The sequence below is a fragment of the Streptococcus sp. genome (genome assembly GCF_030825805.1).
Classification (GTDB): domain Bacteria; phylum Bacillota; class Bacilli; order Lactobacillales; family Streptococcaceae; genus Streptococcus.
Genome location: NZ_JAPJPF010000006.1, coordinates 41,515 through 51,082 on the forward strand (window position 1 = coordinate 41,515; position 9,568 = coordinate 51,082).

A 9,568-nucleotide genomic window follows, 5' to 3' on the forward strand; every position below is an offset into this window, starting at 1 on the left:
ACAAATGGATGAAAAAGGGTTTAAGTATAGTATTTTAGCTTCGGGTTCGAGTGGTAATTCATTTTACCTAGAGACACCTAAGAAAAAAATTCTAGTAGATGCAGGCTTGTCCGGGAAGAAGATTACAGGTTTGCTTGCAGAAATTGATCGAAAACCCGAAGATCTTGACGCTATTTTGATTACACATGAACATTCAGATCACATTCATGGTGTTGGTGTACTAGCTCGTAAATACGGGATGGACCTATACGCCAATGAAGCTACATGGAAGGCCATGGAGGGAAGCAAGTACCTTGGGAAGGTTGATGACTCCCAGAAACATCTTTTTGAAATGGGCAAGACCGTAACCTTCGGGGATTTGGATGTGGAAAGTTTTGGTGTCAGTCATGATGCTGCGGCTCCCCAGTTCTATCGTTTCATGAAGGATGGGAAGAGTTTTGTCATGCTGACGGATACAGGTTATGTCAGTGATCGAATGGCAGGGATTGTTGAAAATGCAGATGGCTATTTGATCGAGTCCAACCACGATGTGGAAATCCTACGAGCTGGCTCTTATGCTTGGCGATTAAAGCAGCGGATTTTATCTGATTTGGGCCACCTCTCTAATGAAGATGGTGCAGATGCCATGATTCGGACTCTAGGCAATAAGACCAAAAAGATTTATCTGGGCCACTTATCCAAGGAAAACAATATCAAGGAATTGGCCCATATGACCATGGTCAATCAACTGGCTCGAGCAGATCTAGCAGTGGGGCATGATTTTGACGTCTTGGATACATCTCCAGATACAGCGACTCCATTAGTAGATATCTAAATGATTAAAAAGAGAGTGGGACAGAAATCGGTAATTCGTTAGACTTCGATTTCGTCGTCCCACCTCCGCACAGTTGAGTAGGGCTGTAAAGCTGATGAAATCAGCGTAGTAGAGCCCACTCAACCACTGCGTCTTGCTCGGAAATCCAAAGACAATTGAGAGGCTAGGAGTTTTGTCTCAGCCTCTTTTAGGTCAGTGTTGTAGGCTTGAAATGAGTGGAAGGATAGGAGCAGTTAGTTTGAAATATGTGTATATAACAGTAGGGTTTATTTCCTTAGGATTAGGGATTATTGGGATTCCTTTACCTATTTTACCTACGACCCCGTTTCTTTTATTAGCCATGGCTTGTTTTGCCAAGAGTTCTCAACGGTTTGAAGACTGGTTACATGGGACCAAGTTGTACCAAACTTATGTAGCGGATTATCGGGAAACAAAGTCGATCTCTAAAAAGCGGAAAAAAAGAATTATTCTACAAATTTATCTTTTGATGGGGATTTCCATTTACCTGGCACCACTCTGGTTTGTGAAATTAGGTCTACTGGGATTAACTATTTTTATCAGTTATTATTTGTTCAAAGTGATTCCGGATAAAGAAGAATGATATAAGGACAGAATAGGTCCTAAATCCTATCGTGAAAACAAGGGAAAGGAGTGCGAGACGCACTCTTTTTTGGTATAATAGAGGGGTGTATCTTTTGGACGGAATAGGTCACAGGATTCAATCCAGATGCATAAATGAAGAAAGAAAGTAGTAACGTGATGCAAGCCTTATATAACCTTCTTGCTGAGAAATTTCGGCTGACTTTTGACGATACAGAATTGTTGGAGACAGCTTTTACACATACCTCATATGCGAATGAGCATCGCCTCTTAAAAATTTCACATAATGAACGTTTGGAATTTTTAGGAGACGCTGTTCTCCAGTTAGTGATTTCCGAATATTTATTTGCCCTCTACCCAAGTAAGCCAGAGGGTGATTTGTCAAAAATGCGTTCCATGATTGTTCGTGAGGAAAGCCTGGCAGGTTTTTCTCGTGATTGTGGTTTCGATCAATTCATCAAACTTGGCAAGGGAGAGGAAAAATCTGGAGGACGTAACCGAGATACCATCTTAGGAGATTTGTTTGAAGCTTTTTTAGGGGCCTTGCTCTTGGATAAGGGAGTGGAGACTGTTCGGAATTTTATTCAGCAAGTCATGATTCCTAAAGTCGAGGCAGGTCAATTTGAACAAGTGATTGACTATAAGACACGCTTGCAAGAAATCCTTCAGATCCACGGTGATGTACTGATTACCTATGAGGTGACGAGTGAGTCAGGTCCGGCTCACGCTAAAGAATTTGAAGTTCAAGTGTCTGTCAATGGGAAACTCATCGGCCAAGGACGTGGCCGGTCTAAAAAGGCTGCAGAGCAAGAAGCAGCAAAAATAGCAGTGGAAAATAAGGTGGATCCCTCATGTATTTAAAGGAAATTGAGATTCAAGGATTTAAGTCTTTTGCAGATAAGACCCGGGTTATCTTCGACCAAGGGGTTACCGCAGTTGTTGGCCCTAATGGATCTGGAAAATCAAACATTACAGAAAGTCTACGGTGGGCTTTAGGGGAATCGAGTGTCAAGAGCCTACGTGGAGGCAAGATGCCGGACGTGATTTTTGCAGGGACTGAAACTCGTAAACCTTTAAATTACGCCTGTGTAACGGTAGTGCTGGATAACCGGGATGGCTTTATCAAACATGCTGCTAAGGAAATTCGAGTAGAACGACATATCTACCGCTCGGGTGACAGTGAGTACAAGATTGATGGCAAGAAAGTCCGTTTGAGAGATGTCCATGACCTCTTTATGGATACTGGGCTTGGGAGAGACTCTTTCTCCATTATTTCCCAAGGGAAGGTCGAGGAAATCTTCAACTCGAAACCAGAAGAGAGACGGGCTATTTTTGAAGAAGCCGCTGGGGTTCTTAAATTTAAGACGCGTCGTAAGGAAACGGAATCTAAATTGTTCCAAACCCAGGATAATTTGGACCGTTTGGAAGACATTATTTTTGAGTTAGAGGGGCAAATCAAACCTCTTGAAAAGCAAGCGCTCGTTGCAAAACGTTTCTTAGAATTGGATCAGCAACGTCAAGTTCTCTATTTGGATGTCTTGATCGCTCAGATTGAAGTCAATAAAAAAGACTATGATCAAGCAGTCCAAGAAGAAGCCTCCATTCAGGAACAATTAAAGGCTTATTACCAGAAAAGAGAAGAGTACGAAGCAGAAAGCCTCCGATTGAAACAGAGTCGTCAGGCTCTTCAACATCAATTATCGGATGATCAAGCTAGTCTCATAGAATTGACTCGCCTCTTAAGCGATTTAGAAAAACAAATCGAATTGGCACGTTTGGAGTCACAACAGGTCGCTCGGAGTCGTCAGGAAAATCAAGAGCGGGTCAATAATCTGGAAGAACGCCTACAAGTTCTTCGGAATCAGTTGGAAGAAAAACAAGCCAATACAAAAAGTCTTCAAGAAGAACTCCAAAAGAGCCAAGAAGCTCTCGAAAGTCTGGAGAAAGAATTGGCGAGTTTCTCAGAAGATCCAGATCAGGTGATCGAGTATCTACGTGAAAAATACGTGGCCTTGATGCAGGATGAAGCAGAGCGGTCAAATGAATTAACCACCATTGAAAATCAATTGGAAGCTTCAGCTCAATTGTCACAAAGTAAAAAGGAAGATTACCAAAATCAAATCCAAATGGTGACAGAATTGCAGGAAAAAGAGCAAGTTGCTAAAGAGGCTTATCAACTCGCTCAAGAGCATCTGAAACACTTGCTTGAGACCTATCAGTCAGAAGCGAAAAGATTTGAGGAAGCTCGCCAGGCCTATCAAACGGGGCAAGCCAAGATGTTTGCTCTACTGGATCAAAGTAAGGAAAAACAGGCTCGCATTAATAGTTTAGAGGCGATTCAAAAAAATCATAGCAATTTTTATGCAGGTGTCAAGAGTGTCCTACAAGAAGCGGCTCGTCTGGGAGGGATTGTAGGAGCTGTCAGTGAAAAACTCTCCTTCTCACCAAAGTATCAGACTGCCTTGGAGATTGCTCTAGGTGCCAGCAGTCAGCATATCATCGTAGAAGACGAAGGGGCAGCAACACGGGCGATTGAACATCTGAAGAAGAATCGCTCAGGTCGGGCAACCTTCCTTCCTCTGACCACCATCAAACCACGCTACCTAGCTGGAAAAAATCAAGAACTGATTGAAGCCTGTCCCGGTTTCCTTGGGATGGCTAGCAGTTTGGTTGATTATGATCCTTCCCTAGAGTCGATTTTCCAAAACCTCCTGGGGGTTACGGCCATTTTTGATACCATTGACCATGCCAAGGCAGCTGCTCGTAAGGTCGCCTACCAGGTTCGTATGGTGACGCTCGATGGAACCGAACTTCGCACAGGTGGTTCCTATGCAGGGGGAGCGAATCGAACCAATAATTCGATTTTTATCAAGCCTGAATTGGATCGCTTGCACCAAGAATTGGCCTCTATTCAGAAGAATTTGCGAGAAGTAGAAGGCCAGGTTCAAGAGCAACAGGAACAAGTGACCCGATCACAAGAAAAACTAGAATCTTTGAAAAGCCAAGGAGAAGGAGCTCGATTAGAAGAGCAACGTCTTCAACTAGCTTTTGAGCAAGCTCACCAGCAACTATTGGACGCTGAAGAACTGTTAGAAGTTATCCGTACAGAGCTGGATGAAGGGAGTGACCAAGAGCTCCTCCAAAAACGGGATCACTTGCAAGCGCGACTGAAAGAAATTGAGGCAGAAAAAGAGCAGGTCACTGCGGAGATTGAAGAAGTCAAGCTCAACAAAGATGTCATTGTTGAGAAGGTAGAAAGCCTACGAACAGCCATTGCCAAGCTCCAATTGCAGAAAACAGAACTGAAGAGTCAATTGACCTTTGACCAGACAGATATAGAACGTTTGCAACAGGAGTTGGCTTCTACTGAACGGGAAATCCAGGCCCTCCAATATGCGATCGAGCAGGGAGAGGATCGACATGAGCAAATCGATGTTTCTATCCTTGAAAAACAACTGCAAGAAACCCTTGAAGAGAAAACCGCTCTGGAACAAGCTGTGATCCGCAAGCAATTTGAATTGGAGGATTTGGAAGGCCAGTCAGAAGATGTGGCCGGCCATATGGAGCAAGCTCGTCGTCAAAACGAGGAGTGGATTCGCCAACAGGCCAAAGCAGAATCCAATCGTGATCGCTTGGCAGACAAATTGAATAAACTGATGTTGGCTCTGACAGACGAATTCAAGATGAGTTTTGAAGAGGCTTCTAAACAGGCTAATGAACTCGAAAATCTAGCCCAGTCTGAGCAGGCCTTAAAAGACTTAGAAAAAGCCATTAAGGCTTTAGGGCCGGTTAACATCGATGCCATCGAACAATACGATGAGGTCAAGACGCGCTTTGATTTCCTTTCCGGTCAGCGAGAAGATGTCTTGGCAGCGAAGAATCTTCTTCTTGAAACCATTAATGACATGAATGATGAGGTGAAGGAGCGCTTTAAATCTACATTTGAAGCAATTCGTGAATCTTTCCGAGTAACCTTTAAACAGATGTTTGGGGGAGGTTCTGCTGACCTCGTACTCACAGATGGTGACCTCTTGTCAGCTGGGGTCGAGATTTCTGTCCAACCACCTGGCAAGAAAATTCAATCCTTGAATTTGATGAGTGGTGGGGAGAAAGCTTTGTCAGCATTAGCCCTCCTCTTCTCGATCATTCGTGTCAAGACCATTCCATTTGTCATCTTAGATGAGGTAGAAGCGGCTCTAGACGAGGCCAATGTTAAACGGTTTGGAGATTACCTCAACCGTTTTGATAAGGAAAGTCAGTTTATTGTGGTTACCCACCGTAAGGGAACCATGGCTGCAGCAGATTCCATCTACGGAGTGACCATGCAAGAATCAGGAGTCTCTAAGATTGTATCTGTAAAACTGAAAGATATAGAAGGAATGGATAATGGAAATTAAATTAGTCGCAACAGACATGGATGGAACCTTTCTGGATGAAAATCATGAATTTGATCAAGCATTATTCCTAAAGGTGCTAAAGAAATTTCAAGAAAAAGGGATCTACTTTGCGGCAGCAAGTGGTCGGGCTCTCCTCTCTTTGAAGACAATCTTTAAAGAGGTTCAGGATCAGATTATTTTTATAGCTGAAAACGGTAGTGTTGTTGAGTTTCATGGTGAAGATGTCTATGAGGCAACCATGAGTCCTGATTTTTACCAAGCCATGTTTGCCAAGTTGCAAGAATGTCCTTATTTCGATAAAAATAAGTGCTTGTTAACGGGAAAACGCGGGAGCTATGTTCTAAAGACGGTTGATCCAGACTATCTAGCTGCTTCACAAAACTACAACGAAAACATTCAAAAGGTGTCAGATCTTTCAGAAATTGATGATATTGTCTTCAAGATGACCACTAATTTTGATCAAGAAGTATTGGCGGAAGGTGAGGCCTGGGTTACCCAAAACGTTGAAGGGGTTAAGGCCATGACCACTGGTTATGAGAGCATTGATATTGTCTTGGATTATGTGGACAAGGGAGTAGCCATCCAAGCCCTCATGGATCAGTTGGGCATTAGTCGGGACCAAGTCCTAGCTTTTGGAGATAACCTCAATGATCTTCATATGATGCAGGTAGTTGGTCATGCGATTGCGCCAGAAAATGCCCGTCCAGAGATTTTGGAGTTGGCTGAAACAGTAGTAGGTCACCATTCGACAGGATCTGTCCTTCGCTATATGGAGGAAGAACTATGAGTCACATTAAAGTTATCGCACTAGACTTGGACGGCACTCTCTTAAACTCAGAAAAGAAAATCTCCCCTCGGAATCTGGCTGCGATTCGTGCAGCACAAGAAAAAGGGGTTAAAGTGGTTTTGACCACGGGGCGTCCCCTCAAGGCCATGGATTTTCTGCTCCAAGAAATTGGGACTGCCGGCTTGTCAGATGAATTCACCATTACCTTTAATGGAGGCTTGGTACAAAAGAATACAGGAGAGATCATTGCCAAAACAGTTTTCTCTCGCGACGATGTCCTTCGGATTTATGAAGAGACAGAGGCCCTTGGCTTGCCCTTGGACGCTATTAGCGAAGGGGATGTTTATACACTTGCATCTGATCAAGAGTCTCTTTATCCCCTCTATAATCCTTATTTGAACTTTATTCCTGTTTCTATTGAAGATTTGTCCAGCCAGATTTCCTATAACAAGTGTGTGACAGCCTTTCATCAGGACTATTTGGATAGCGCTATTCCAAAGATTTCTCCTGAATTAGGGGAGCGTTTTGAGATTTTTAAATCGAGGGACATGCTCTTGGAATGGTGCCCCAATGGAGTTCAAAAGGATCGAGGCTTGGAGGCCTTGGTGGAGTATTTAGGGATCGATGCTAGTCAAGTCATGGCTTGCGGTGATGAAGCCAATGATGCCAGCATGTTAAAATGGGCAGGACTCGGAATCGCTATGGCCAATGCGGTGGATGAGGTGAAGGAGATTGCAACCCTAGTCTCAGACTACACCAATGATCAAGATGCTGTCGGAAGAGCGATTGAAGAATATGTATTGAAGGAGGGTCAATAATGGGATTATTTGACCGACTATTTGGAAGAAAAGAAGAAACAAAACCACAAGCCCAAGATCTTACAGAAGAGATTGGGGGAAGCGAGGAAAAAGCAAGCTCGCCAGCTGAGCCGGTATCAAATAAGCCTTCACAAAGTGATGAGGCTAAAATTTCGGCAATGGAAGCCTATTATGCGGAATTGAAAGAGCGAATGGCTGCCGAATCAGCGAGACCATCTCAAGAGTTGAGAGCCTCTAGTGAAGAAGTGACTTCAGAAGAGCCGGTAAATCAGGAAACAGCTATTGAGGAAGAGTTAGTTTCTCAAGCAGAGCAGGAGACCTCTCCTGAGGAAGGAACTGAGCCTGCTCCTGTGACTGAAGATCAGACCTTAGAAGCAGAAACTTTACAAGAAGTGAGTCTTGATGAGGAGCACCTAGATTCTTCATCAGATCTTGTCCAAGAAGCCCTTGAAGAGGAAGTTCTTGTAGGGACTGAAACAAAAGCTGAGACTTCAAGCCCTTCCCAAGAGTCTGACAAAGTAGTGGATGAAGAGCCTGAAGATGTGCCAGAATGGGCAGCGGTAAGGGAAGTACCTATCGTTGAAGAAGCAAGCTCTGAAAGTTCAGAGGAAGGAACCGAAGAGCTCGAAGCAGTATCGCCAGTAGAGGAAGATACTAACGAAGCCGAGATTTCAGAAGAGGTTGAGGAAGAATTTTTAGTAGAAGAACCTACAAGTGAGCCAGTGATTGCTGAACCTACAGAAACGGTTCAAGAAAAATACAATCGGAGCTTAAAGAAAACTCGGACTGGCTTTGGAGCAGCTCTTAATGCCTTCTTTGCCAACTTCCGTTCCGTCGATGAAGATTTCTTTGAAGAATTAGAAGAACTCTTGATTATGAGTGACGTCGGGGTCCAAGTAGCATCGAATCTGACAGAAGAGCTCCGTTACGAAGCTCGCTTGGAAAATGCCAAGAAACCGGATGTCTTGCGTCGCGTGATCATTGAAAAATTGGTGGATCTCTACGAAAAAGATGGCCAATACAATGAGCAAATCAACTTTAAAGACGGCTTGACGGTCATGCTCTTTGTGGGAGTGAATGGCGTTGGGAAAACAACCTCCATCGGAAAACTGGCTCATAAGTACAAGAAGGAAGGGAAAAAGGTGATGTTGGTCGCAGCAGATACCTTCCGAGCAGGTGCTGTTGCGCAGTTGGCTGAATGGGGACGCCGTGTAGATGTGCCTGTTGTCACTGGACCTGAAAAGTCAGATCCTGCAAGTGTCGTCTTTGATGGGATGGAACGGGCCGTGGCAGAGCATGTCGATGTTTTGATGATTGATACGGCTGGTCGCCTTCAGAACAAAGACAATCTGATGGCTGAATTAGAAAAAATTGGTCGCATTATCAAGCGAGTAGACCCTACGGCCCCTCACGAAACCTTCTTGGCCTTAGATGCTTCCACAGGACAGAATGCCCTGGTCCAAGCCAAGGAATTCTCTAAGATCACGCCTATTACTGGAATAGTCCTCACTAAAATTGATGGAACAGCTCGAGGAGGAGTGGTCCTTGCAATCCGAGAAGAGTTGGATATCCCTGTAAAATTAATTGGTTTTGGTGAAAAAATCGATGACATCGGTGAATTCAATTCTGAAAACTTTATGCGTGGCTTGTTAGAAGGTCTGCTATAAAAGAAAATCCTGCAAGAATACTTGCAGGAATTTTTTTATTCTAGACGACCATCTTTACGATAGGCAATATCTGGTTGATGGCTTTGTCGTAGGTGTAGCGGCGGTTGAATGCAATACAACAAAGGCCGTCTGAAAGTTGGCTGCAATTGGTTGGGAATCAGACGGCCTGAGAGGTTATTGGAACAAAAAAACGCATGCATACCTTTCGCACCCAGTACGCAGGTTACAGCTTGTTATTTACTTTAGTTAATTGATTATATTTACGTAATTTGGCTATATCTTTCCCTGTTTTTATCATTTCAATACAATTAAATTGTATTTTATAATCTTCTTCATAATACATATCAAGCTGTTCATAATCTGTTTCGTAATACATAATATCAATTGTTTCAATTACTTTATCACTACAATTTATAATAAAAATTAATTCATTATTATTTACGAAATCATATAGATATGATAATCGTATCATAGAATGTTGGTTA

8 protein-coding genes are annotated in these 9,568 nt (G+C 43.3%); 7 read left to right on the plus strand and 1 reads right to left on the minus strand.

The window, feature by feature from the left end; genetic code table 11:
- The first annotated feature begins 4 nt into the window (after window positions 1-4).
- The 7 genes from RCH62_RS01950 (at window position 5) to ftsY (ending at window position 9,083) form a co-directional block, all read left to right on the plus strand.
- Window positions 5-814, plus strand: coding sequence for an MBL fold metallo-hydrolase (locus RCH62_RS01950; protein ID WP_023023917.1), 810 nt, complete (start codon window positions 5-7; stop codon window positions 812-814).
- Between the two features lie 211 nt (window positions 815-1,025).
- Entirely contained in the window at window positions 1,026-1,415 is a 390-nt protein-coding gene (locus RCH62_RS01955) for a YbaN family protein (RefSeq protein WP_373689705.1), read from the plus strand.
- Window positions 1,416-1,573: 158 nt separating this feature from the next.
- Window positions 1,574-2,275 carry a ribonuclease III gene (gene rnc / locus RCH62_RS01960; protein WP_125374528.1) on the plus strand — a complete coding sequence of 234 codons (702 nt, stop codon included), beginning with the start codon at window positions 1,574-1,576 and terminating at the stop codon, window positions 2,273-2,275.
- The gene (gene smc / locus RCH62_RS01965; RefSeq protein WP_306474497.1) at window positions 2,266-5,811 is read left to right on the plus strand and encodes a chromosome segregation protein SMC; all 3,546 of its coding nucleotides are present in this window, start codon (window positions 2,266-2,268) and stop codon (window positions 5,809-5,811) included. The genes rnc and smc overlap by 10 nt, the downstream gene beginning before the upstream one ends.
- On the plus strand, window positions 5,801-6,598 hold the full coding sequence (locus RCH62_RS01970) for a Cof-type HAD-IIB family hydrolase (protein WP_306474498.1): 798 nt from the start codon (window positions 5,801-5,803) through the stop codon (window positions 6,596-6,598). Before smc ends, RCH62_RS01970 begins: the two co-directional genes overlap by 11 nt.
- Window positions 6,595-7,416: a Cof-type HAD-IIB family hydrolase gene (locus tag RCH62_RS01975; protein WP_306474499.1), complete on the plus strand. Its 822-nt coding sequence runs from the start codon at window positions 6,595-6,597 to the stop codon at window positions 7,414-7,416. Before RCH62_RS01970 ends, RCH62_RS01975 begins: the two co-directional genes overlap by 4 nt.
- A complete protein-coding gene (ftsY, locus tag RCH62_RS01980; RefSeq protein ID WP_306474500.1) occupies window positions 7,416-9,083 on the plus strand; it encodes a signal recognition particle-docking protein FtsY in 1,668 nt (555 codons plus the stop codon). The genes RCH62_RS01975 and ftsY overlap by 1 nt, the downstream gene beginning before the upstream one ends.
- A 223-nt stretch (window positions 9,084-9,306) precedes the next feature.
- On the opposite strand, the gene RCH62_RS01985 is transcribed toward ftsY, so the two are convergent.
- Window positions 9,307-9,568 (minus strand): hypothetical protein (locus tag RCH62_RS01985; protein WP_306474501.1); only part of this gene is annotated, 262 nt, incomplete at its 5' end.

Bases quoted from the DNA above. Each gene is read 5' to 3' on its own strand.
- RCH62_RS01950 (WP_023023917.1), top strand. From the start codon at position 5: ATGGATGAAAAAGGGTTTAAGTATAGTATTTTAGCTTCGGGTTCGAGT.
- RCH62_RS01955 (WP_373689705.1), top strand. From the start codon at position 1,026: ATGAGTGGAAGGATAGGAGCAGTTAGTTTGAAATATGTGTATATAACA.
- rnc (WP_125374528.1), top strand. From the start codon at position 1,574: ATGCAAGCCTTATATAACCTTCTTGCTGAGAAATTTCGGCTGACTTTT.
- smc (WP_306474497.1), top strand. From the start codon at position 2,266: ATGTATTTAAAGGAAATTGAGATTCAAGGATTTAAGTCTTTTGCAGAT.
- RCH62_RS01970 (WP_306474498.1), top strand. From the start codon at position 5,801: ATGGAAATTAAATTAGTCGCAACAGACATGGATGGAACCTTTCTGGAT.
- RCH62_RS01975 (WP_306474499.1), top strand. From the start codon at position 6,595: ATGAGTCACATTAAAGTTATCGCACTAGACTTGGACGGCACTCTCTTA.
- ftsY (WP_306474500.1), top strand. From the start codon at position 7,416: ATGGGATTATTTGACCGACTATTTGGAAGAAAAGAAGAAACAAAACCA.